Annotated in this window: 21 protein-coding genes and 1 tRNA gene; 14 read left to right on the top strand and 8 right to left on the bottom strand. The window is 72.0% G+C overall.

Going from position 1 to position 22,004, the window contains the following annotated elements; genetic code table 11:
• Nucleotides 1–37: 37 nt before the first annotated feature.
• Nucleotides 38–1,522, bottom strand: a complete 1,485-nt coding sequence (locus ABZ484_RS06885) for a glycoside hydrolase (protein WP_358864816.1) — start codon at nucleotides 1,520–1,522, stop codon at nucleotides 38–40.
• Nucleotides 1,523–1,742: 220 nt separating this feature from the next.
• Complete coding sequence (locus ABZ484_RS06880; protein WP_358864815.1) at nucleotides 1,743–3,200, bottom strand: MFS transporter; 1,458 nt, start codon at nucleotides 3,198–3,200, stop codon at nucleotides 1,743–1,745.
• A 194-nt stretch (nucleotides 3,201–3,394) separates the two neighbouring features.
• Here ABZ484_RS06880 and ABZ484_RS06875 point away from each other — a divergent pair, with 194 nt between their 5' ends.
• From ABZ484_RS06875 to ABZ484_RS06860, 4 genes are all read left to right on the top strand, one after another.
• On the top strand, nucleotides 3,395–3,922 hold the full coding sequence (locus ABZ484_RS06875; protein WP_358864814.1) for a helix-turn-helix domain-containing protein: 528 nt from the start codon (nucleotides 3,395–3,397) through the stop codon (nucleotides 3,920–3,922).
• A 32-nt stretch (nucleotides 3,923–3,954) separates the two neighbouring features.
• The gene (locus ABZ484_RS06870; RefSeq protein ID WP_358864813.1) at nucleotides 3,955–4,284 is read left to right on the top strand and encodes a DUF6412 domain-containing protein; all 330 of its coding nucleotides are present in this window, start codon (nucleotides 3,955–3,957) and stop codon (nucleotides 4,282–4,284) included.
• Between the two features lie 136 nt (nucleotides 4,285–4,420).
• Nucleotides 4,421–5,149, top strand: a complete 729-nt coding sequence (gene yidC, locus ABZ484_RS06865) for a membrane protein insertase YidC (RefSeq protein ID WP_358864864.1) — start codon at nucleotides 4,421–4,423, stop codon at nucleotides 5,147–5,149.
• A gap of 209 nt (nucleotides 5,150–5,358) precedes the next feature.
• Complete coding sequence (locus ABZ484_RS06860; protein ID WP_358864812.1) at nucleotides 5,359–6,216, top strand: fumarylacetoacetate hydrolase family protein; 858 nt, start codon at nucleotides 5,359–5,361, stop codon at nucleotides 6,214–6,216.
• On the opposite strand, the gene ABZ484_RS06855 is transcribed toward ABZ484_RS06860, so the two are convergent.
• From ABZ484_RS06855 to ABZ484_RS06845, 3 genes are all read right to left on the bottom strand, one after another.
• Nucleotides 6,213–7,112 (bottom strand): LLM class F420-dependent oxidoreductase, encoded by a 900-nt coding sequence (locus ABZ484_RS06855; RefSeq protein WP_358864811.1) that lies wholly within the window; start codon nucleotides 7,110–7,112, stop codon nucleotides 6,213–6,215. The genes ABZ484_RS06860 and ABZ484_RS06855 overlap by 4 nt on opposite strands.
• A 151-nt stretch (nucleotides 7,113–7,263) precedes the next feature.
• On the bottom strand, nucleotides 7,264–7,743 hold the full coding sequence (locus ABZ484_RS06850; protein ID WP_358864810.1) for a heme-degrading domain-containing protein: 480 nt from the start codon (nucleotides 7,741–7,743) through the stop codon (nucleotides 7,264–7,266).
• The gene (locus ABZ484_RS06845) at nucleotides 7,740–8,819 is read right to left on the bottom strand and encodes a Gfo/Idh/MocA family oxidoreductase (RefSeq protein ID WP_358864809.1); all 1,080 of its coding nucleotides are present in this window, start codon (nucleotides 8,817–8,819) and stop codon (nucleotides 7,740–7,742) included. Before ABZ484_RS06845 ends, ABZ484_RS06850 begins: the two co-directional genes overlap by 4 nt.
• Before the next feature lie 48 nt (nucleotides 8,820–8,867).
• Between ABZ484_RS06845 and ABZ484_RS06840 the strand changes: the two genes are divergently transcribed.
• The 9 genes from ABZ484_RS06840 (at nucleotide 8,868) to ABZ484_RS06800 (ending at nucleotide 16,688) form a co-directional block, all read left to right on the top strand.
• Nucleotides 8,868–10,079, top strand: a complete 1,212-nt coding sequence (locus tag ABZ484_RS06840; protein ID WP_358864808.1) for an ROK family transcriptional regulator — start codon at nucleotides 8,868–8,870, stop codon at nucleotides 10,077–10,079.
• A gap of 254 nt (nucleotides 10,080–10,333) precedes the next feature.
• A complete protein-coding gene (locus tag ABZ484_RS06835; RefSeq protein ID WP_358864807.1) occupies nucleotides 10,334–11,131 on the top strand; it encodes a hypothetical protein in 798 nt (265 codons plus the stop codon).
• A gap of 31 nt (nucleotides 11,132–11,162) precedes the next feature.
• Nucleotides 11,163–11,918, top strand: coding sequence for a GntR family transcriptional regulator (locus ABZ484_RS06830; RefSeq protein ID WP_358864806.1), 756 nt, complete (start codon nucleotides 11,163–11,165; stop codon nucleotides 11,916–11,918).
• A 128-nt stretch (nucleotides 11,919–12,046) separates the two neighbouring features.
• Complete coding sequence (locus ABZ484_RS06825; RefSeq protein WP_358864805.1) at nucleotides 12,047–13,171, top strand: TIGR03364 family FAD-dependent oxidoreductase; 1,125 nt, start codon at nucleotides 12,047–12,049, stop codon at nucleotides 13,169–13,171.
• Between the two features lie 8 nt (nucleotides 13,172–13,179).
• Nucleotides 13,180–14,004 carry an HAD family hydrolase gene (locus tag ABZ484_RS06820; RefSeq protein WP_358864804.1) on the top strand — a complete coding sequence of 275 codons (825 nt, stop codon included), beginning with the start codon at nucleotides 13,180–13,182 and terminating at the stop codon, nucleotides 14,002–14,004.
• Between the two features lie 73 nt (nucleotides 14,005–14,077).
• Nucleotides 14,078–14,857, top strand: a complete 780-nt coding sequence (locus tag ABZ484_RS06815) for an HAD-IIA family hydrolase (protein ID WP_358864803.1) — start codon at nucleotides 14,078–14,080, stop codon at nucleotides 14,855–14,857.
• A 102-nt stretch (nucleotides 14,858–14,959) separates the two neighbouring features.
• Nucleotides 14,960–15,250, top strand: coding sequence for a hypothetical protein (locus ABZ484_RS06810; RefSeq protein ID WP_358864802.1), 291 nt, complete (start codon nucleotides 14,960–14,962; stop codon nucleotides 15,248–15,250).
• 14 nt (nucleotides 15,251–15,264) lie between these two features.
• A complete protein-coding gene (locus ABZ484_RS06805; RefSeq protein ID WP_358864801.1) occupies nucleotides 15,265–15,471 on the top strand; it encodes a hypothetical protein in 207 nt (68 codons plus the stop codon).
• 179 nt (nucleotides 15,472–15,650) lie between these two features.
• Nucleotides 15,651–16,688 (top strand): glycoside hydrolase family 6 protein, encoded by a 1,038-nt coding sequence (locus ABZ484_RS06800; protein WP_358864800.1) that lies wholly within the window; start codon nucleotides 15,651–15,653, stop codon nucleotides 16,686–16,688.
• A gap of 107 nt (nucleotides 16,689–16,795) precedes the next feature.
• Here the strand turns inward: ABZ484_RS06800 and ABZ484_RS06795 are convergent, their stop codons facing one another.
• The 3 genes from ABZ484_RS06795 to ABZ484_RS06785 form a co-directional block, all read right to left on the bottom strand.
• Nucleotides 16,796–18,736 carry a kelch motif-containing protein gene (locus ABZ484_RS06795; RefSeq protein ID WP_358864799.1) on the bottom strand — a complete coding sequence of 647 codons (1,941 nt, stop codon included), beginning with the start codon at nucleotides 18,734–18,736 and terminating at the stop codon, nucleotides 16,796–16,798.
• Nucleotides 18,733–20,706: a glycosyltransferase family 2 protein gene (locus ABZ484_RS06790; protein ID WP_358864798.1), complete on the bottom strand. Its 1,974-nt coding sequence runs from the start codon at nucleotides 20,704–20,706 to the stop codon at nucleotides 18,733–18,735. Before ABZ484_RS06790 ends, ABZ484_RS06795 begins: the two co-directional genes overlap by 4 nt.
• Nucleotides 20,707–21,123: 417 nt before the next feature.
• A tRNA-Lys gene (locus ABZ484_RS06785) sits at nucleotides 21,124–21,197 on the bottom strand.
• 190 nt (nucleotides 21,198–21,387) lie between these two features.
• Here ABZ484_RS06785 and ABZ484_RS06780 point away from each other — a divergent pair.
• A complete protein-coding gene (locus ABZ484_RS06780; RefSeq protein WP_358864797.1) occupies nucleotides 21,388–21,993 on the top strand; it encodes a lytic polysaccharide monooxygenase in 606 nt (201 codons plus the stop codon).
• The last annotated feature ends 11 nt before the right edge of the window (nucleotides 21,994–22,004 follow it).

Genomic DNA, 22,004 nt, shown 5'->3' with positions numbered 1-22,004 from the left:
ACGCGTTGCCGCGGCCGGTCGTTGCGGCGCCCGTCCGTCAGACCACCACCCCGTCGATCTGGAGCGTCTGCACCGCCTTCGCCGCGAACGGCACCCTCAGAACCTTGCCGCTCAGGTACGTGTCCGTGTGCGCCGTATAGAGGTCGCCGCCGCCCGTCGTCACCGTGTTCCAGCGGGGGACCAGGCCGCCCGAGCCGCCGGTCACCGTGGAGAAGCGGGACAGGTCGAAGGTCAGGGTCGTCGCCGAGGCCGATGTGTTGGCCGCGACGATCACCAGGCGCTTCGCCGACCTGTCCAGGGCCGCCGCCGCGTAGCTCACGCCCGTGTCCAGGATCGTCATGCCCGGACGGATGTGGCGGCTGAACTGGGCCATCACGTAGTACTTGGTCTGTACGGAACCCGGCTGGAGCGTGTTCGGGTCGTACGCGATCATCGCCCAGCCCGCGCTCGGGTCCATCACCTGCCAGTACACCCAGGCCGTGGGGTGCAGCCAGCGGAAGTCGTAGAGCAGGTTGCCGGCCAGGGTCAGGCCCGTGCCGTCGCTGTCGCCGGTCTCCGAGTTCCACAGGGCCTTGCGGGCCGTGGTCACCACGTCCGTGTACAGCAGGTCCCTCCGGCCGCCCGAGCCCTGGTAGCCGTGCACGTTCACCCGGTCCACCAGCGCCCTCGTCGACGACCCGAAGGAGTTCCAGGTCGTGCGGGCCAGGTCGTAGCTCGTCTCGTCCGAGGCCGAGATCCTCGTCGAGGTCAGGCCGCGGCTGTCCAGTTCGCTGCGGAGGTAGGGGAGTACATCCGCCTGGACCGAGGCGTCCATGTGGCATCCCTCCTGGGTGCCGGAGGCCTTCCACCAGTCGGAGCTCGGCTCGTTGAAGGCCTCGACCGTCGCGAAGTCCACGCCCCAGTGCTGGTGGGCGTAGAGGGCGACGGCGGCCAGGTGGGAGGCGTGCTGGCGGTAGTTCCAGGTCTGGAGGTTGTTGCCGCCGTCCGAGGCGCCGGACGGATTGTGGTTGTTGCACATCCACCACATGGGGGAGTTGGCGAAGAGTTCCGATGTCGCGCCGCGCTGGGTCGCCTTCACCAGCATCGCGCGCTGTGTCGCGTCCGCCGTCCACTTCCACGACGACGAGGCCGGATCCTCGTTCGTCCAGTCCTGCCAGTAGCCCTCTATCTGCTTGAACTTCGGGATGTTGGGCGAAGCGACCATCGACTCGCCGTTCACGCTGTTCCAGCTGCACGCCCCGAGGTTGTAGCGGGCGATGTTCAGGCCGAGGCCGGGCAGCGATCTGCCGCCGTACGTCACCGACTTGGTGGTGAAGAACAGGTCGGCGAAGTCGTCGCGGCCGCCGAAGACGTTGGCCCACCAGGCCAGGGACGTACCCCAACCCTCCCAGGTGCCGTACGTCGTCGACGGGTTGACGGAGATCGTGGCGTCCGCGTACGCGGTGCCGGCGCCCAGGGTCCCCAGGGCGCCGCCCAGGACGCCGGCGCCCGTCGCGGCCAGCAGTGTTCTGCGTCGGATCATGGCTTCTCCGGCTCCTCCGCTCCTCCGGCTTCTCCTGCTTTGCCGGCCGGTCAACGGCCCCTGGGCACACCGGGGTTGGAGCCATGCGCCCCCTACGTGTCCGGCGTGTTCCGGGTGCCGTCGAGAAGCATGGAGGGTGCCGCCGGGCATTGTCGAGGGTTGTGGCAGCCCTTTCTAAAACCGCTAGAGGAAGGGGAAGCCTGCCTGTGGCCCGGCCGGTTCACCGCCCTCCCCGCGCCGCCGCCACCGTCAGCGCGCCCGCCGCGGCCAGTCCCACCGACACCAGCATCGCCAGGTTCGCGCCGCGCGCCGGGCTCGCCGCCGACGTGGCGATCGCGATGGTCAGGGCGACGCCCGCGCAGGAGCCGATGTAGCGGAAGGTCTGCTGGGCGCCCGAGCCCATCGCCGCCCGCTGCGCCGGTACGGACTCCACGGCGACCAGCGGCAGGGCCGCGTTCAGCAGTCCGCTGCCCACGCCGCCCACCAGCAGCCCGGGGAGCAGGCGTACCCAGGAACCGGAGCCGATCGCGCCCAGCATCGTCAGGACGGCGGCCGCGTGCAGGACGAAACCGAGGGCCAGTTGCGTGCGGGGGGAGAGCCGGCCCGCCAGGTGCCTCGCCAGGAGCGCGACGGCGAAGCTCAGGCCCGACCAGAGCAGGAACAGCCAGGCCGTGGCGATGGGGGACAGGTGGAGTGTCTGCTGCAACAGGGCCGGCAGGAAGCTGAACAGGCCGATCACCGCCAGGCCCGTGAACAGGCCGCCCGCCGAGGACGCCAGGAAGGGCGGGTGGCGCAGCAGGGACAGGTCGATCATCGGCGTGGCCGTACGGCGTTCCACCGCCACGAAGACCCCGACCAGCAGCACCGCCGCCGCGAGCAGGACGCCCACCGAGGGGCGGAGCCAGCCGTCCCGGCCCAGGGTCAGGGCCGCGACCAGGGCGACCAGGGCCAGGCCGAAGGCCAGTGCGCCGAGTATGTCCGGGCGGCCGGGCCTCGGGGCGCGCGACTCGGAGAGGGCGCGTGCGCCGAGCGCCGTCACCACCAGCGCCGCCGCGCCCAGGATGCCGTATCCGATTCGCCAGTTCGGCAGGGCGCCCGAGACCAGGGGGCCTACCGCGATGCCGCCGCTCACGAAGGCGCCCCAGGCACCGGTCGCGTGGAGCCGGCCGCGCGGGGACGGGAAGGCGTGGACGATGAGGCCCAGGCTGCTGGCCAGCAGCGCCGCGCTCGCCGCGCCCTGAGCGATGCGGGCCAGCGTGAACTGCCAGGTGGAGCTCGAGAAGGCGCCGAGGGCCGTGGTCAGGCCCAGGGCCAGCGTGCCGGCGAGGAAGACGCGGCGGCGGCCGTGGTCGTCGGCCAGGCTGCCGGCCACCAGGAGAAGCGCCGCCAGGCCCAGCGGGGTGCCGTTGAGCAGCCATGCCTGGGCCGAGAGGGAGGTGTGCAGGGCGGCCGCGGTGTCGGGGAGCGTGACCATCGGCGCCGTGTACGTCATCAGGGCCACTGCGGTGGCGGCGCTGGTCACGGCGAGGGTGGCCCCGGGGCGCGGGGGCGAGTCCCGGAGTCCTTCGCGCGGGCGCGCCGTGCCGCGTGCGGTTTCGGCCGAGGTGGCGGTCGAGGTGGTGGTTTCGGTGGCGGTGGCGGCGGCGTGTGCCGTGGTGGGGGAGTCGGGGCCGGTCATGACCTTGTCCTTCCGGACGGGCGGAGGGGATTCACGGTTGTGGTGTGTGTCGGGTCGGGATCTGCTGGTTCGGCGGTGGCGGCGGTGCTGGTGACCTAGTTGGTTCAATGATTGAACTCAATGCCTGTCGCCACCGTAACACCCTCAGTTCGTTCACTGAACCAAGATGTCGAAAAGTGGCTACAGTGGATCCCATGGCACTGGGCAAGGACTACGCGACGCAGGAGTGCTCGATCGCCCGCGCGCTGGAGATCGTCGGGGAGCGCTGGACGCTGCTCGTCGTCCGCGACGCGCTCTACGGCGTACGGCGCTACAACGACTTCCTGGTCCACCTCGGAGTCCCCCGCGCCGTCCTCGCGGCCCGGCTCCAGACGCTGACCTCCGAGGGCATCCTCGAGAAGCGGCGGTACCAGGAGTCGCCGCCCCGCGACGAGTACGTCGTCACCGAACGCGGGATCGCCCTGTGGCCCGCCCTGCGGGCGCTCGGCCTGTGGGGGCGCGAGCACTTCGGCGAGGAGCAGCTGCGCGTCTTCCGTCACGCCGACTGCGGCACCGAACTCGGGTCGTACGGCGAATGCCCCGCCTGCGGAACCGTCGTGCCCGTCCCGGACGTCCTCATGGTGCCGGGACCCGGACTCGATCCCCACCCGGCGGATCCGGTCAGCCGGGCGCTGCTGCGGCCGAAGAGGCTGTTGCAGCCGCTCCAGATCGATCCTGTATGACGACAGCTGGGACGAGAGGGAGGGAGTCGACCGTGATCCGTCAGCGGGTCGGTGCGCGACTCGCTCCTCTGCTGCTGTCCCTGCTGCTGTTCCTGCTGCTTCTGGCCCTGCTGGTCCTTCAGCTCTCGCTGCTCGACACCGCCGGCAGCCTCTCGGTCACCGTCGCGGCCGGGGCGGCGCTCGTCGCCTGCGCGCTGCTCGCGGCGCGCTCCGTGCCGGTCATGCCGCCCACCCGGGTGCGTACGGCCATCCGCGACCGGGCACGCCGTACGGCCTTCCTGCCGCAGCGCGATCCCGACGCCGCGGGCCGGTCACGGCCCCGGGCACCCGGATGCGCCCTTCCGACGACCGCCGTCGCGTAGGGCGCACTTCCCGTTTCCTCCTCGGTCCTTCCCGTTTCCCCCTCGGTCCTGCGCGGGTCCGGTCGTCATGCCGCCATGCCTTCTTCGACCCCGGCACGACGAGAGACCCCTGGAGGGCTCACCCATGTCCGCAGTGCTGTCCGTTTTCGCGAGTCTGGTCGAGCGACTCGCCGACCTGCTCCAGCCGCTGTTCCACGCCTCCGCGGCCGCCGCCGCGATCGTCCTGTTCACCGCGCTCGTACGACTCCTCGTCCTCCCCCTCTCCCGCGCCGCCGCGCGCGGGCAGCGCGCCCGGGCCGCGCTCCAGCCGCGGGTCGCCGAGCTGCGGACGAAGTACCGGAAGGATCCCGAGAGGATGCGGAAGGCGGTGCTCGAACTGCATGCCGAGGAAAAGGTGTCACCGCTGTCGGGCTGCCTGCCCGGCCTCCTCCAGCTGCCCGCCTTCTTCCTGCTCTACCGCCTCTTCTCCAGCTCGACGATCGGCGGCGAGGGCAACGGGCTGCTCGGCCACCGGTTGCTGACCGCCCCGCTCGGCGGGCGGTGGGCGGACGTGCTGGCGGACGGCCAGGTCTTCGGGGTGTCCGGGCTCGTGTACGTCGCGCTGTTCGCGGTCGTGGCCGCCGCCGCCACCCTCAACTTCCTGCGCGCGAAGCGGAGCGCGGCCGAGAGCGGTGCGGTCGCCGTCGGTGGCGGGGACGCCGTCGGCGGGGAGCAGGTTCCCGGGCTCGGCGTGATGAGCAAGGCCATGCCGTTCATGTCGTACTTCACGCTCGTCACCGTGGCGGTGGTGCCGCTGGCCGCCGCGCTGTACGTGGTGACCAGTACGGCGTGGAGCGCCGTCGAGCGGGCGGTGCTCTACCGGTGACCTGCCGGGCGGTGCTTTACCGGTGACCTGCCGGGCGGTGCTCCACCGGTGACCCTGCGCATGGACCTGGCTACGGTCCAGTACGTGAACGGGGTATTGCGGACTGGACCTCGACCTTGGAGGATCGACCAGTCCTCCGACGGCCGCGTCCGCCGCACCCAGGTCGCGTCGCTCGGCCGGGCTGCCCGCGATCGAGGGAGATGGGGAACATGAAGCTGCTGCGAGTCGGTACGGCGGGGGCGGAGCGGCCCGCGCTGCTGGACGCCCAGGGCACCCTGCGTGACCTGTCGGGAGTCGTCCCGGAGATCGACGGCGCGCTGCTCGCCGACGACGCGGCGCTCGGCCGGATCCGGGCCGCCGCCGACGCCGGGGAGCTGCCCGCGCTCGACGCGACCGGGCTGCGGATCGGGCCGCCGCTCGCCCGGATCGGCAAGGTCGTGTGCATCGGGCTGAACTACCACGACCACGCCCGTGAGACCGGTGCCGAGCCGCCCGCCGAGCCGGTGATCTTCTTCAAGGCGGCCGACACGGTGGTCGGGCCGAACGACACCGTGCTCGTACCGCGCGGCTCCACCAAGACCGACTGGGAGGTGGAGCTGGCGATCGTCATCGGCCGTACGGCCCGCTACCTGGAGTCGCACGAGGAGGCGCTCGCGCATGTCGCCGGGTACGCCGTGTCGCACGACGTGTCCGAGCGCGAGTTCCAGATCGAGCGGGGCGGCACCTGGGACAAGGGCAAGAACTGCGAGACGTTCAACCCGCTCGGGCCGTGGCTGGTGACCGCCGACGAGGTGCCCGACCCGCAGAACCTCTCCCTCAGGCTGTGGGTCAACGGGGAGCTGAAGCAGGACGGCACGACCGCCGAGCAGATCTTCCCGGTCGCGGAAGTCGTGCGCTACGTCAGCCACTTCATGACGCTCTACCCGGGCGACGTCATCAACACCGGCACCCCCGCCGGCGTGGCCCTCGGTCAGCCCGACCCCAAGCCGTTCCTGCGCTCCGGGGACGTGGTCGAGCTGGAGGTCGAGGGTCTGGGACGCCAGCGCCAGGAACTCAAGGACGCCTAGCCGTTCAACAGATCGGCCAGCCTGCGCCACTGCTCCCGCGGGAGTTCGTCGCGGTCGCCGGTGCCGGTGACGACCTGGAGGGCCATGTGGTCCGCGCCCGCCGCTCGGAACTCCTCGACACGGGCGCGGATCCGGCTCTCGTCGCCCCAGGCGAACACCGCGTCGACCAGGCGGTCGCTGCCGCCGTGCAGCACATCGTCCTCGGTGAAGCCCAGGCGCAGGAAGTTGTTGGTGTAGTTCGGCAGTTCCAGGTACATCGCGAGGTAGTCGCGGGCGGTCTCGCGGGCGCGGTCCGGGTCCTCGTCCAGGACGACCTTGAACTCCGGGGCGAGCAGCGGGCCCTCGCCCAGGGTCTCCCGGGCCTGCGCGGTGTGCTCAGGGGTGACCAGGTACGGGATGGCGCCCGCCGCCCGGTCCCGGGACAGCCGCAGCGTCCTGGGGCCGAGCGCGGCCAGCACCCGGCGTCCGGCGGGCACCCCGGCGACGTCCAGGGCGTCCAGGTAGTCGACCAGTGCCGAGTACGGGCGCCGGTACTGCTCCGCGAGCTTGGCGTGGCTCACGCCCAGGCCCAGGACGAACCGGCCTGGGGAGGACGCCTCCAGCTCGGTGAACCCGGCCGCGCTCGCCTCGGCGTCGTACTGCCAGATGCTCTGGATACTGGTGCCGACGACCAGCGTCGACGTCGCGTCGAGCAGCGGGGCGGCGTTGCGGGGCGCGCTGCTGCCGCCGAGCCATGCGGCGCCGTAGCCGAGCTCCTCCAGTTCGGCGGCGGCCTCGGCGATCTCGCCGTGCCGGGTCGGGTCCTCCGAGCGGAGGCCGATGCTCCAGACGCCGTACGGTCCGACCTTCTCCTTCAGCGCGGCCGTTTCCTGCTGCGGGGCTGCCGTGTCGCTCATCGGTTCCGATCCCTCCGGGCGGGGTGCGGTGATCATCTCGCGTACACGCACCCCAACCCGCGGGGCCTCGCCGGTAATCCCCCGAGGGGACTACGGGTCTCTCGGGGACTACGGCTTCTCGGGGACTACGGATCCCTCGTGGTCGTTGCGGCTACCGGTCGAGGAACGCCTCGAGGGCCTCCACCACCAGCCGGTGGTCCTGCAACTGCGGCAGGCCCGACACCGTGACCGCGCCGATCACGCCGACGCCCTCGACGGTGATCGGGAAGGAGCCGCCGTGGGCCGCGTAGGTGTCGGGGTCCAGGCGGGAGGAGTCCTCGAAGGTCGTGCCCTTGGCCCGGAAGCGCGCGCCGACCAGGTAGGAAGCGGAGCCGTAGCGCTCCACCACCCGGCGCTTGCGGGCGATCCAGGCGTCGTTGTCGGGGGTCGAGCCGGGCAGGGCCGCGTGGAAGAGCTGCTGGCCGGCGCGGTGGATGTCGATGGCCACCGGCGCCTGCCGCTCCCGCGCCAGCTCCACCAGCAGCGAGCCCAGCACCCAGGCGTCCTCGTGGCTGAACCGGCTGAAGACCAGGCGGCGTTCCTGCGCCTGAAGCTCCTCGACGGTGGGGGTGGGTTCGGGGTTCGCGGTCACAGTCGTACCGCCACTGCGTCGCGGGCCGAGCGGCGGGCCGCCTCCAGGACGTCGAGCGCGGCGGCGGCCTCATGTGCCGTCACCGGGTTCGGGGCGCCCTCGCGCAGGGCGGCGGCCACGGCGGCGTAGTACGCCGGGTAGTCGCCGGACAGCGTCGGTACGGCGCGGCCGCCGCCGGTCACCGGGGACTCCCCGGCACCCACGCGGCCCCACAGGGACTCGTCCTCCCGGCCCCAGCCCTCGGGACCCGGGCGCGCCCCCGCCCGCAGCGCGTCCTCCTGCGGGTCCAGGCCGTACTTGACGTAGCCCGCCTGCGAGCCCAGCACCCGGAATCGCGGGCCGAGCTGGGCGGCCGTGGCGGAGACGTACAGATGGGAGCGGACGCCGTTCGCGTGGGTGAGCGCGATGAACGTGTCGTCGTCGGTCTCGGCGCCCGCGCGGCGGATCACCGACTCGGCGTACACCTGCGTGACCGGGCCGAAGAGGACCAGGGCCTGGTCGACGACGTGGCTGCCGAGGTCGTAGAGCAGACCCCCGATCTCCGCCGGGTCGCCGGACTCCCGCCAGCCGCCCTTGGGCTTGGGCCGCCAGCGCTCGAAGCGTGACTCGAACCGCCATACGTCGCCCAGCTCGCCGTCGGCGATCAGCCGGCGCAGCGTCAGGAAGTCGTTGTCCCAGCGGCGGTTCTGGAAGACGGACAGGAGCAGTCCGCGCTCCTCGGCGAGGGCCGCGAGGCCGCGCGCCTCGGCCGCCGTGCCGGCGACCGGCTTGTCCACGACCACCGGCAGTCCGGCCTCCAGCGCGGCCGTGGCGAGCGGGACGTGCGTCTTGTTCGGGGAGGCGACGACGACCAGGTCGAGTTCGCCGGCGCGGGCGAACAGCTCGTCGGGGCCGGCCACGGTCCGCACGCCCGGGTGCTCGGTGCGGGCCTGCTCCTGCCGCTCCGGGTTCGAGGTGACGACCGTGTCGAGGACCAGGCCGTCGGTGGTGGCGATCAGCGGGGCGTGGAAGACGGAGCCCGCGAGGCCGTAGCCGATGAGGCCCACGCGGAGGGGGGTGCCTGTCGTACCTGTCATGGCTCCCACTTTCGCAACGCTGTTGCCAAAGTGCAAGCGGCGGGGACAATGGGGGCTGTGAGCGGTACGAACGGCAGGGCGGGCGGAGGCGGCGGAGTCGGCGGCGTGGACGGCGTGGGTGGCATCGGCGGGATCGGCGGGATCAGGGGCGACACGGCGGGGGTGAACCTGCTGGGCGTGCGCAGCCACAACACCGCGCTGGTGCTCGACCTGCTGCGCACGGCCGGCGAGCGGGGCATCAGCCGACTGGAGCTCGCCGAACGCACCGGGCTGACCCCGCAGGCCGTCAGCAAGATCACCGCCCGGCTGCGGGAGGAGGGGCTGGCCGCGGAGGCCGGGCGGCGCGCCTCCACCGGGGGCAAGCCGCGCACGGTGCTGCGGCTGGTGCCGGACGCCGGGCATGCCGTCGGAGTGCACCTGGACCGCGACGAACTGCGGGTGGTCCTCGTCGACCTCACCGGTACCGTCGTCGGGCAGCGGCGTGCGCCCCTGGACCTCGGGGCGGGGGCCGAGTCGGTGCTGGACGCCGTGGAGCGGTCGGTGCGGCCGGCGGCGGCCGGGTCGGTTGCGGCGGGTTCGGTGCTCGGGGTGGGCGTCGCGCTGCCCGGGCCGCTCGACCATGCGCGAGGGGTACTGCACCGGGTGACCGGGTTCCCGGAGTGGGACGGCTTTCCGCTGCGGGACGCGCTCGCCGCGCGCCTGGGGCTGCCGGTCGTCGTCGACAAGGACACCAACGCCGCCGCGCTCGGGCTCGCCGTCGCCGGGGAGGGCGGCTCCTTCGCCGGGGAGGGCGGCTCCTTCGCCTATCTCCATCTCGGTACGGGGCTCGGGGCCGGACTGGTGATCGGCGGGAGCGTGCACCGGGGGGCGCGGACCGGGGCCGGGGAGTTCGGTCACCAGGTGATCCAGCTGGACGGGCCGCCGTGCGAGTGCGGTGAGCGGGGGTGTGTCGAGGCGCTGTGCCTGGCGGCCGTGGAGCGGGGGGACGTCGAGGAGGCGGCACGGGTGCTGGGGGCGGGGGCGGCGAATCTGGTGGGGCTGCTGGACATCGATCTGGTGCTGCTGGGCGGGCGTACGGTCGCGGCGGCGCCGGAGGTGTTCGTGGCGGGGGTGGGCGCGGGGGTCGCCGCGCGGGCTCGGCGCGGTGGGAGTTCTGCTTGCGGGGTGCCGGTTCGGGTGGCCCCGGGTGGGGAGTTCGGGGTTGCGGTGGGGGCGGCGCAGTTGCTGTTGGGGCCGTTGTTCGGGCGGGGGGACGGGTGAGCGTACGCGTGCGCGTGCGGGTGCCGGCGGGGGTGGGGGGTGGTTGCTGTGGGGTGGGGCGCTTGCCCCGTGTGGGGGTGCCGCTGCGCCCACCCGTGCCGCCCTGCGGCACGACTGCCCGCAGCTACGGAGGCCTGCGACTGCTCGCAGTTGCGTTGGCTGCTGGGCTGGTCGGGCGGAAGTGTGGGGCTGTTCGAGGGGTGTGTTCGGGGTGGCTTCCTGGTGGGGGCACGGTTCGGGAAGGTCACGTGGTCATGCGACTGTGCACGTCCCTGTCCCCCTGCCTTGCCGCAGCCGCCCTGCTTCTGACCGGTTCCGCCCTCGCCCGGGCCGACTCGCGTCCCGCCTGTGCCGGGCCGGACGACCGTAACTTCCCGATCGCCAGCCGTATCCACGGCGGCCCCGCCGCCTACCGCGCCGGCGGCGGACACGGCACCTTCTTCCTCGACCTCACCAACACCACCTCCGGTACCTGCGCCGCCGTCCATCCCGTCGTCGTCCTCGTCGACGACAAGCGCGCCCTCAAGGCCGGCCAGGTCCGGCTGGAGTTCTACGACGGCGCCGGCGTCCACCCCGTGCGCTTCGAGTCCACCGACCAGGACGAACTCGTCGGCCCGTTCGACGCCGGGCTGCCCGGGTTCACCGTGGGGCCGGGCAGGACCGTCACCGTGAAGGTCAGGCTCTCGTTCACCTCCGACGCCGCCGCGAACGAGGTCACCGCGAACGCGGCCGTCGTACAGCGGCACGACGACGACGGCGACTGGGTCGGGCAGTCCGACGACTACCGGTTCCGTATCCGGTCCCACGCCCACGCCCACGCGCCGAAGGACCCGGACACGGACAAGGACACCGCCGCCTCGGCCACCTCCTCCCGTACCCCCTCGGCCTCCGCCGACCCCGCCGCCACCGCCCCCGACGCCCCCGACGACGACCTCCCCTTCGCCGACCAGCTCGCCCGCACCGGCCTCGCCACCCCGGACGGAGTGATCACGGCCGTCGCCCTGCTGCTGGCCGCCGGCGGCACGCTGGTACTGACCTGGAGGCGCCGGTGAACCCGTGCCCCGCGTCTGCGACGATCCCTGGGTGGACTACCCGAACGACCAGGCCCCCGGCGCCCCGGTCCGCTCCGGCATCCCGGAGCACGGCCGGATCCCCAAGTACTACGCGGTGAAGGCGAGGATCGACGGCCTCGTCCGCGAGCTGGGGGAGGGCCGGCCGATCCCCACCGAGCGCGATCTGTCCGAGGAGTACGGCGTCGCCCGCGAGACGGTGCGGCAGGCGCTGCGCGAGCTGGTCCTGGAGGGCAAGCTGCGGCGCCGGGGCCGCGGCACGGTCGTCGCCGGCCCCAAGCTGGAGCAGCCGCTGTCCCTGGCCAGCTACACCGAGGGCGTGCGGCGCCAGGGCCGTACACCCGGCCGGACCCTGGTCGGCCTCGACCGTCTCCCTTGCTCCGACGCCCTCGCGGCCGAGACCGGCCTCACCCGCGGCGAGCCCGTCTGGCACCTGGAGCGCGTGCTCCTCGCGGACGACGAGCGGATCGGCCTGGAGAGCACGTACGTGGCCGTGGCCCGCCTGCCGCGCCTGGACACCGACTTCGATCCCGACTCCTCCTTCTACGCCTATCTCGAGGGGCTCGGCATCGTCTTCGGCGACGCCGACGAGCGCATCGAGACGGTGCTCGCCACCCCGCGCGAGGCGCTGCTCATCGGTACGCCGCCCGCGCTGCCCATGCTGCTGATCCACCGGGTCTCGCGGGACACCGGGGGCGGCCCTCTGGAGCGGGTCCGAAGCCTGTACCGGGGGGACCGCTTCTCCTTCGCCACGCACCTGGGCGGCTGAGACAAGCGTCACTCCCGCCGGGGTGTCGCATCACGAAACGATAACGGGTCTAGCCCAATCGCGACGGCTCGTCCAGGCTCGTTGTCAGCCGGACACTTCCGGTCCCGTTCGAGAGGAGCGTCGCCGTCGTGAAAGTGGCAGTCGTCGGAGCCGGCGTGCTGGGCACCCTGCACGCCTGGCAGGCAGTGGAACGCGGCCATGAGGTCGTGCAGATCGAGCGCGAGGCCGAGGCCCGCGGCGCCTCGCTGCGCAACTTCGGGCAGATCTGGGTGAGCGGCAGGGCGGGCGGCGAGGAGCTGGAGACCGCCCTGCGCGCCCGGGAGATCTGGGAGGAGATCGGCGGCCGGGTGCCCGCGCTGGGCTTCCGCGCCAACGGCTCCCTGACCCCCGTACGGGGCGAGCTGGAACGCGCCGTCGCCGAGGCCGCCGTGGCCCGCCCGGACGCCGCCGCCCGCGGCCACAAGCTGCTCACGCCGGACGAGGCCCGCGCCCTCAACCCCGCCCTGCGCGGCGAGTTCGACGCGGCCCTGTACTGCGAGCGGGACGCCGCCGTCGAGCCGCGCACCGCCCAGCGCGCCCTGCGCGCCGAACTGCTCGGGCACCCGAACTACACCTTCCTGCCCGGCCGCGAGGTCCGCGAGGTCGTCGGCGAGAGCGCCGTCCGCGACGACCACGGCGAGGTCCACACCGCCGACGTGGTGGTGCTGTGCACGGGCGCCTGGCTCGGCGGACTCGTCCGCGAACTGGCCGGGCCGGACCTGCCGGTGCGCCGGGTCCGGCTCCAGATGATGCAGACCGACCCGCTGGGCGAGCCGCTGCCCACCTCGGTCGCGGACGCGGACAGCTTCCGGTACTACCCGGCGTACGCCTCCGCCGCTCTGGACGTTCTCGACGCCCGGCAGCCGCAGCCCGCGACGGCCGCCGCGCACCGGATGCAGCTGCTCATGGTGCAGCGCGCCGACGGCGGACTGACCATCGGTGACACCCACGAGTACGAACACCCCTTCGCCTTCGACACCGTGGAGGAGCCGTACGAGCACCTCGCCGCCGTCGTCGAGTCCCTGCTCGGCCGCCCGCTGCCGAGGATCCGCCGCCGCTGGGCCGGGGTGTACGCGCAGTGCACCGACCCGAGCCGGGTGGTGCACCGGCAGCGGGTCCGCGACGGGGTGTGGCTGGTGACCGGGCCCGGCGGGCGCGGCATGACCTGCGCGCCCGCGATCGCCGAGCGGACCGCGAACGAACTGGGCTGGTGAGGAGAGAGATGACCGACGCACACACCACCGACGCACACACCACCGACGCACACACCACCGACGCACACACCACCGACGCACACACCACCGACCGGGACGGCATCCGCCTCGTCGTCCTCGACATGGCCGGCACCACCGTCGCCGACGGCGGCCTGGTCGAGCAGGCGTTCGCCGCGGCCGCCGCCGAACTCGGCGTCGAGCCCGGCTCGGCCGACCACGCCGAGAAGCTGGCCTACGTCCGCGCCACCATGGGCGAGTCGAAGATCTCCGTCTTCCGGCATCTGTTCGGCGCCGAGGAGGCGGCCCGGCGGGCCAACACCGCCTTCGAGGAGGCGTACGGCGGACTCGTCGACGGCGGGCTCGTGGCACCGGTCCCCGGCGCCCGCGAGGCCGTCGAGGAGATCCAGGCCGACGGCCGTACGGTCGTCCTGACCACCGGCTTCGCGCGCGTCACCCAGGACGCGATCCTCGACGCGCTCGGCTGGCGCGACCTGGTGCCGCTCACCCTCTGCCCGGCCGACGCCGGCGGGCGCGGGCGGCCGTACCCCGACATGGTGCTGGAGGCGTTCCTGCGCACCGGGACCGCCGACGACGTGCGCCAGGTGGCCGTGGTCGGTGACACCTCCTACGACGTGCTCAGCGGCGTCCGCGCCGGGGCGGGGCTGATGGCCGGGGTCCGCACCGGAGCCCACGGCGACGAGGAGTTCCGCAGCGCGGGCGCCACCCACGTCCTCGACTCGGTCGCCGCCCTGCCCGCCCTGCTCCGCCGTCCGTTCCGCCGTCCGTCCGGCACCGCGCATGTCGCATCGTGGAAGCGGACCGCAGGAAGCTGAACCGTTCCGGCAAGATCGGGTCACTCGTTAGGCTGAGGCCCACGCAGGCCCGCGTACGGCAGGAGATCCGCACATGGCAGAACGCAAGCCCGTCGAGTCGTGGCTCACCGACATGGACGGAGTCCTGATCCACGAGGGTGTCCCGATCCCCGGCGCCGACGCCTTCCTCAAGAAGCTGCGGGAGTCCGGCCGCCCCTTCCTGGTGCTCACCAACAACTCCATCTACACGCCGCGCGACCTGCACGCCCGGCTGAGCCGCATGGGCCTGGACGTGCCGGTGGAGAACATCTGGACGTCGGCGCTGGCCACCGCCCAGTTCCTGGCCGACCAGCGGCCGGGCGGCAGCGCCTACGTCATCGGCGAGGCGGGCCTGACCACCGCGCTGCACGACGTCGGCTACATCCTGACCGACCACGATCCCGACTTCGTGATCCTCGGCGAGACCAGGACGTACTCCTTCGAGGCCCTGACGAAGGCGGTGCGGCTGATCAACGGCGGCGCCCGGTTCATCGCCACCAACCCCGACAATGTCGGCCCGTCCGTCGAGGGCGACCTGCCGGCCACCGGCTCGGTCGCCGCCCTGATCACCGCCGCGACCGGCAAGAAGCCGTACTTCGTCGGCAAGCCCAACCCGCTGATGATGCGCGCCGGGCTGAACGCGATCGGCGCCCACTCGGAGAGCTCCGCCATGATCGGCGACCGCATGGACACCGATGTGCTCGCCGGTCTGGAGGCCGGGATGCGGACGTTCCTGGTGCTGACCGGGGTGACGCAGCCGAAGGACGTCGACCGCTACCCGTTCCGGCCGTCCGAGGTCGTCGACTCGATCGCCGATCTGGTGGACCTGGTCTGACCCTTCCGTGCCCCTTTCCCTCACCCGAACGGAGCAGTGACGCTCCGCCACGGATGCGGGGCCGGTCCGCCGGGCGTCTCCTGGTACCCGGAGGTTGTCACGATGGGTTCACTGGGCATGACGCTCTGTTCGGAGCTCCACCCCGTCGCGGCCCCGCCCGGTACGGCGCACGCGGTGACCGGCCTGGTCCTCGCGGGAGCCGCGACGACCGCCGTCCTCCTCCTGCCCCGGACGCTCGGCGCGACCCGCGCCCGGGACGACGGCGAGACCGGGACCGGGACCAAGACCGAGACCCGGGCGGAGAACGGGGCCGAACCCGAGCCCGAGCCCGAGTCCGAGCCTGAGCCCGAGTTCGAGCCTGACCCCGAGTCCGAGTCCGAGACAGAGGTCTGAGGGATGCGATCACGATGTCCGACACCGAACGTCTGAGGAGTGCCGGCCGTCTGCTGGCCGGGCTCGCCTGGCTGGTCCTGCTGCTCGGGGTGTGGGAGTGGGGAAGCGACCGGGCCGATGAGCGGCAGGGCCCGGTCCGGCCGGCCACCGTGAGCGGAGACATGGCGGCGGTCGGCCGCCCCATGGAGGACAACCCGCCGCCGGCACCGTCCGGCCGCTGAGACCCGCACCGTCCGGCCGCTGAGGCCCCCCGCCCCGGCGCCCGGAGCGTGTGCGCGTACCCCGTCTCACCTCGCGCAACCGGCTCACGCGCCACCTCGCCGGAACCGGCCCGTGAGCCGAAGCCGCCTGGCAGCATGGAACGCGGGCCAGGTGGCCGAGCGCACCGAGGGGGAGTCGCATGGACGGCAGGAGGGGGGCCCGGTCCCGGCGCGCCCCGGTGACCGCGGCGGTGCTGGGTGCGGCGCTGCTCGTCGCGGGGTGCTCATCGGGGGGCGGGGACGGGGGCGGAGGCGATCGGAAGGAAGGCGCCGGCGCCCGAATCACCCAGCGGCCCAAGGAGGCCGACCCGTTCTGGGTCAATCCGGACGGCACCGCGGCCCGGCAGGTCGCCGCGTACGAGAAGGCCGGCAGGAAGGACGAGGCCGAGCAGATCCGCAAGATCGCCGAGCAGCCCACCGGCGAGTGGATCGGCCCGGAGAACCCCGAGGGGGAGGCCCGCGGTTTCACCGAGGCCGCCGATCGGGCGGGCCGTACGGCCCTGCTGGTGCTGTACAACATCCCGCACCGCGACTGCGGCCAGTACTCGCGGGGCGGTGCCGCCGACGGCGACGCCTACCGCGCCTGGATCGACGCCGTCGCCCGGGGCATCGGGGACCGCCCGGCGACGGTGATCCTGGAGCCGGACGCCGTACTGCACCTGGTGGACGGCTGCACCCCGGACGAGTTCCACGAGGAGCGCTACGACCTCCTCGAGGGCGCCGTCGACACGCTCAAGTCCCTGAAGAACACCAAGGTCTACCTGGACGCGGGCAACGCCGGCTGGGGCCGACCCGACCAGGTCGTCGAGCCGCTGAAGCGGGCGGGCGTCGGCCCCGCCGACGGCTTCGCGGTCAACGTGTCCAACTTCTACTCCACGCCGGACTCCCTCGCCTACGGCAAGCAGCTGTCGGCCGAGGCGGGCGGCAAGCACTTCGTCATCGACACCAGCCGCAACGGCAACGGCCCCTACACCGGCGGTGACCCGGACGAGCGCTGGTGCAACCCGCCGGGCCGCGCCCTGGGCGAGCCGCCCACGACCAGGACCGCCGACCCGCTCGTGGACGCCTACCTGTGGGTGAAGCGGCCCGGCGAGTCGGACGGCGAGTGCAAGGGCGGGCCGAAGGCGGGTCAGTGGTGGGCGAGCTACGCGCTCGCCCTCGCCAGGGCCAGCCGGTAGCCACCGGGCCGGCCCAGCCACCGGGCCGGCCCAGCCACCGGGCTGGCCCAGCCACCGGCCGGCTCAGCCGGTAGCGACCGGGCCGGACCGGTGACCGGGCCGGCCGGCTACGGCACCTTCACCCACCGCGCCGTGCTCGGCGTCCCCTGGTCGTCGACCACGAACAGCATGTACCAGCCCGACTGCACCAGGTTCCGGTTCTTCGGCACCGTCACCGTGACCTTGTCCCCGGACGCCTTGAAGTCCAGCGCGATCGAGCGCTGGTCGACGTCCGTGACGTGCGTGGAGGCGCTGGGCCGGATCAGCCGGACCTTCCTGATCGTGGTGGCGTGCTGCGAGGTGAACGTCCCCGAGGCGCCCCGCGCGATGGTCCCCGGGCCGCCGGAGAGCGAGGGCCGCGCGTCCCGGTAGAGATACGGAGGTGTGTAGATCTCGATGCGCTGCTCGAACGTGCCCGGCCTGGTGTTGGCCTTGTCCCCGTAGAGCGGGTCCGAGCCGAAGAACATCACCCGGCCGTCGGGCAGCAGGATCGAGCCCGCGTGGTAGTTCCGGCCCACCAGCGGGTCGGCGACCCGCTTGAAGGTGTTGGACTTCGGGTCGTACAACCGGGCCTGGAGGATGTCGGAGTCGCTGCGGCCCCGGTAGTCCTGGGAGCCGCCGGAGACCAGCACGGTGTCGTCGGGGAGGACGGAGGACTGCGGGTAGCGGGTGCCCTTCTCCAGGGACGGCCCGTCGGTGAAGTGCGGGTGCTTCGCCTTCAGGTCGATCAGCCGGGTCTTCCTGCTGGACAGCCTGGACTCGCCGACCCCGCCGCCGCCGATGACCAGATACCTCTCGTCCTGGGCCGGCGGCAGCAGCACCGTGCCGGAGGTCTCCATCATGTCCGGGTCGCTCAGCCCGGGCAGCTCGCTGAACCTGTTGCCGGCCACGTCCCAGACGCCCGGGTCGCGGCCCACGTCGGCGGGGCCGTAGCCGGCGTTCGAACCCGAGTAGAAGATCTTGCCGTTCTGCATCAGGAACAGCGCCGGGTAGGTGGGGAACTGACGGGCCTTCGGCGTGTACGTCCACTTCTTCGTCCGCGGGTCGAAGATCTCGTTCTTGCCCGGGACCAGCTGGCCGATGTCGTCCAGGCCCGAGACGCTGAGGATCCTGCCGTCGCTCAGGGTGGTGAGCGTCGGATACCAGCGGGCCTCGTGCATCGGATCGACCTTGATGTACTTCTCCGCGACCGGGTCGAACTCGTACGTGTCCCGGATGCCCTGGAAGTCCTTCTTGTCCAGGGCGAGTTTCTGCGCGATGCCGTAGGTGTTGCGGGCGTCGGTGCCGGTCAGGCCCTGGATCCGGTAGTTGTCCTGGGTCCCGGTCTCGTAGGCGGCGCCGCTCTTGTGCGCCTCGACGTAGATCCGGCCCAGCCCCGGGGTGTTGCCGAGGAACTTCCCCGTCTTCTTGTCGAAGTTCTTCTTCGCGCGCGGGACCAGCACCGGGTCCTTGGAGACGAAGGTCCTGCCGTTCGCCCGGCCGGTGAACCGCGTGCCCGCGGGCAGGGTGATCGGCTTGTCCGGGTTCTCGTTGTGGACGATCATCAGCCCGCCGGCCTTGGTGACGTCGCCCTTGAGCTTCTCGTACCGCTTGGTGCCGCCCGCGATCAGGATCCTGCCGTCGCCGAGCTGGGTGTGACCCGTGCAGAACAGGTCGTTGGGCGTGGGCACCTTCTTGACGGTGCCCTTGACCGGGTCCCAGATCCGCGAGTCGAACTTCCTGGCGTCGAAGTTCTCCTGGTTGTTGCCCGACCCCGCGACCAGCAGGACCTTCCCGGTGTGCAGCAGCACCGCGTGGATGGTGTCCTGCCGGTACTTCCTGGGGAACTCGACGATGTCCCAGTGGCCGTTGGCGGCCTTGTACTCGGGCTTGTTGATCGTGTACCGGTGGTAGCGCTCCGTGCCGAAGCGGTAGAGCCACGGCCCGTTCATCCCCGCCAGGGCGAGGACCGCCACCGCGCCGATCCCGAGCCGGCGGGCACGGCGGAGGCCGGCCTGCTGCTCCCTCATTCCTTACGTCCCCCCAGCCCGCCGAGGGCGATCTGCATGGTGTGCTCGCCCGTCCCCTCCGAACTCCTCGCGCCGGACCCGGCCCAGGTGGGCCTGCGTGGTGGGGTGTGCGCTCGCTCGGCCGGGGCGGGCTCCGGTGCGCGCCCGTCCTGCCGCGGCGCCCACCGCCAGGCGAGAATCGGCGAGGCGGTGATCAGCAGGGCGAGCGCCGCCCACGTGATCATCGCGGGGTGGGAGTGACCGCGGGCGAAGCCGGCGGCGAGGGAGCCGGCGAAGACGAGGATGAAGAACCAGTGCACGCGGAAGGTCCCGAAGAGGGTGTCGGGGCTCGCCGACTCGCCCTTCGGGGTCACCACGAACCTGCTCCTGCGGCGCAGCACCGCGTCCATCAGCGAGCGGGCGTAGATCGGCGCGGACAGCGCCGACATCACCATGCCGGCGACACCGCCGGAGCCCTCCGGCTCGTGCGGGGAGACGTTGTGCCGGCGGTTCCAGACGTACAGGCCGATCTGGAGCGCGGAGGCGTTGCCGTACAGCATCAACCACACCGTCGGGTCGATGTTCACGCCCGAGGCGCCCAGGCCCAGGAACAGCGCGCAGCTCAGCGCGGCCAGGATCCAGTTGAGGGCGGACATCGGATAGAAGACGATCATCATGGTGTAGTTGAAGAGCCGGCCCGGCGGCAGCGAGCCGAAGCCCTTCCAGTACTGCTTGAGGATCGTCTCGTACGTCCCCCGCGACCAGCGCAGCTGCTGGGTGAAGAAGTCCGTCCAGGCGTTCGGGCCCTCGCCGACGGCGAGCACGTCCGGGGTGTAGACCGACTTCCACCTGCGGCCCGTCGCCGGGTTCTTGGCGCGGTGCATCTCGAAGCCGGTCGCCATGTCCTCGGTGATCGAGTCGTACAGCCCGCCGATCTGTTTGATCGCGCTGATCCGTACGGCGTTGGAGGTGCCCACGAACATGGGCGCGCCGTAGCGGTTGCCGGCGCGCTGGATCAGAGCGTGGAAGAGGAACTGCTGCGACTCGGCGGCCTTGGTGACGAACGTGTCGTAGTTGCCGTAGACCTGCGGGCCGATGACGAAGCCGACGTCCGGATCGCGGAAGTAGCCCAGCATCCGCTCCAGGTAGTTGGGCAGCGGCACGTGGTCGGTGTCGACGGAGGCGAAGAAGTCGTACTCGTCGCCGTGCGCCTGGAGCCAGGCGTTGTAGTTGCCGTGCTTGGTCTTCGCGCGGTGCGGGCCCCTGGGCTGGTTCCAGCGCTCGACGCCCTTGCGGGTGAAGTGGTGCACGCCCAGGCGCGCGCAGACCGCCTTCACCTCGTCGTCGTCGCCCTCGTCGAGCAGCCAGACGTGCATCACGCCCCGGTGGCGCAGCCGCACGGCGGCCTGGAGGGTCCTCGTCACCATCTCCAGCGGTTCCTTGCCCGGCACGAAGGTGGTGAGGAAGGCCACGCGGGTGCCGGTCTCGGGCACCACCGGGACCGGGTCGCGGGCGACCAGGGTGGCGTGCGCGTTGGACAGCACGTTCATGCAGCGGAAGAACTCGATCAGGCCGATCGAGACCAGCATCACCACGTCGAGGACCGGCAGGAAGTCGTACGCCGGGTGGTCCCGCTCGGTCCAGTGCTCGGGTTGCAGCAGCCAGGCCAGCAGGACCAGCGAGAGCAGCGGCGCGGCGGCGAGCATCAGCGCGACCCGGAGGCGGTGCGGTTCCTGCGAGATCAGCGAGCGGTACTGCACCCGGTAGGGCCGGTCCGGGTCGGGCTGGGTGAGGGGACCGGCCAGGCGGCTGTAGTGCTCGTAGTCGTATCTCGGCAGCGTCTTGCGGAGTCTGCGGAGACTCACCGTGTGGCCGGTGCGGCCGGTGCGGCCGGTGCTACTGGAGCGGTTCATGTGACTGTCTCGGCCGTTGTGGCCGGTTCGGCCGGTGTGGTCGTACTGGTGCCGGGCGCCCGTCGGCGTCGACGTCATGAGTCATCCCCCCACACGCAGGTCACGCGCGTGTCATCGGATTCGTGCCGGTTGCATGGCTGCCCCCCTCGGCGGCCTTCGACGCACAAGGGCCCCTTCTCCCCGCACATCGGGCAACAGGCTCAAACGACCTTTCGAAACCCCCCAACAATCCCCCGACAACCCCCCAATTACCGCGTACATGCGGCATCTCCGCATCAAGGGTTCTACGGTGCTCAGCATGATCGCAAGATGCGAAAAACGGAGTTAACCACTCATACGCACGTAAGTCTCAGGGCGGCACATGTGTGCGAGAAGGGTGCCGGCTCGGGGGGCGTGGGTGGCGAAGCCCCCACAACGCGCGGCGAAGCCGCGCGGAAACAACGATGGCGAGGCCGGTTCGCGCTTTTCCGCGAACACGCCTCGCCATCGCCATCGTGCGCCGCCAGGGACTCGAACCCCGGACCCGCTGATTAAGAGTCAGCTGCTCTAACCAACTGAGCTAGCGGCGCCTGCTGACGTGGACAACTTTACAGGACGGGGAGGGATGGTCCTGACCAACGGGCGTCCGGAAGCCGCCTGCTATTGGTATGGACATGTTCAAGGAGTCGCAATAGCCTGGACCTTGGTCTAGACCAGCATGTACAGCACACGCACAGCACAGCTCACCGAACCTCCCCACACGTTCTCAGGAGCGGCAGCATGCGCACCAAGGCCAAGTTGTACGCGGCCGTGCTGGGCCTCACCACCGCCGGAGCCTTCGTGCTCTCCACCGGCGGCGCCAGCAGCCACGGCTACACCGACCTCCCCATCAGCAGGCAGAAGCTCTGCGCCAACGGCACGGTCACCAACTGCGGCGACATCCAGTGGGAGCCGCAGAGCGTCGAGGGGCCCAAGGGCTTCCCGGCGGCCGGACCGGCGGACGGGCGGATCTGTTCCGGCAACAACACCCGGTTCGCCCAGCTCGACAGCCCCCGGACGCCCTCGGGCGGTGCCTGGCCGACGACCAGGGTCGCCGGCGGCCAGAGCTACACCTTCCGCTGGCAGTTCACGGCCAGGCACGCCACGACCGACTTCAAGTACTACGTCACCAGGCAGGGCTGGAACCAGGACCACGCGCTGACCCGTTCCGACCTGAACACGACGCCGTTCCTGACGGTCCCCTACGGCGGCAAGCAGCCACCGTCCACCCTCAGCCACAGCGGCACCCTGCCCACCGGGCTGAGCGGCCACCACGTGATCCTCGCCGTCTGGACGATCGCCGACACGGGCAACGCGTTCTACGCCTGCTCGGACGTCACCTTCTGACGCACAACTCT

The organism is Streptomyces sp. NPDC006393, assembly GCF_040628575.1.
GTDB lineage: Bacteria > Actinomycetota > Actinomycetes > Streptomycetales > Streptomycetaceae > Streptomyces.
This window is presented reverse-complemented; position numbering and strand designations above follow the sequence as displayed.

Coding starts and splice junctions, on each gene's coding strand:
- ABZ484_RS06885 (WP_358864816.1), bottom strand. CDS start 1,522: ATGATCCGACGCAGAACACTGCTGGCCGCGACGGGCGCCGGCGTCCTG.
- ABZ484_RS06880 (WP_358864815.1), bottom strand. CDS start 3,200: ATGACCGGCCCCGACTCCCCCACCACGGCACACGCCGCCGCCACCGCC.
- ABZ484_RS06875 (WP_358864814.1), top strand. CDS start 3,395: ATGGCACTGGGCAAGGACTACGCGACGCAGGAGTGCTCGATCGCCCGC.
- ABZ484_RS06860 (WP_358864812.1), top strand. CDS start 5,359: ATGAAGCTGCTGCGAGTCGGTACGGCGGGGGCGGAGCGGCCCGCGCTG.
- ABZ484_RS06855 (WP_358864811.1), bottom strand. CDS start 7,112: ATGAGCGACACGGCAGCCCCGCAGCAGGAAACGGCCGCGCTGAAGGAG.
- ABZ484_RS06845 (WP_358864809.1), bottom strand. CDS start 8,819: ATGACAGGTACGACAGGCACCCCCCTCCGCGTGGGCCTCATCGGCTAC.
- ABZ484_RS06840 (WP_358864808.1), top strand. CDS start 8,868: ATGGGGGCTGTGAGCGGTACGAACGGCAGGGCGGGCGGAGGCGGCGGA.
- ABZ484_RS06835 (WP_358864807.1), top strand. CDS start 10,334: ATGCGACTGTGCACGTCCCTGTCCCCCTGCCTTGCCGCAGCCGCCCTG.
- ABZ484_RS06820 (WP_358864804.1), top strand. CDS start 13,180: ATGACCGACGCACACACCACCGACGCACACACCACCGACGCACACACC.
- ABZ484_RS06815 (WP_358864803.1), top strand. CDS start 14,078: ATGGCAGAACGCAAGCCCGTCGAGTCGTGGCTCACCGACATGGACGGA.
- ABZ484_RS06810 (WP_358864802.1), top strand. CDS start 14,960: ATGGGTTCACTGGGCATGACGCTCTGTTCGGAGCTCCACCCCGTCGCG.
- ABZ484_RS06805 (WP_358864801.1), top strand. CDS start 15,265: ATGTCCGACACCGAACGTCTGAGGAGTGCCGGCCGTCTGCTGGCCGGG.
- ABZ484_RS06800 (WP_358864800.1), top strand. CDS start 15,651: ATGGACGGCAGGAGGGGGGCCCGGTCCCGGCGCGCCCCGGTGACCGCG.
- ABZ484_RS06795 (WP_358864799.1), bottom strand. CDS start 18,736: ATGAGGGAGCAGCAGGCCGGCCTCCGCCGTGCCCGCCGGCTCGGGATC.
- ABZ484_RS06790 (WP_358864798.1), bottom strand. CDS start 20,706: ATGACGTCGACGCCGACGGGCGCCCGGCACCAGTACGACCACACCGGC.
- ABZ484_RS06780 (WP_358864797.1), top strand. CDS start 21,388: ATGCGCACCAAGGCCAAGTTGTACGCGGCCGTGCTGGGCCTCACCACC.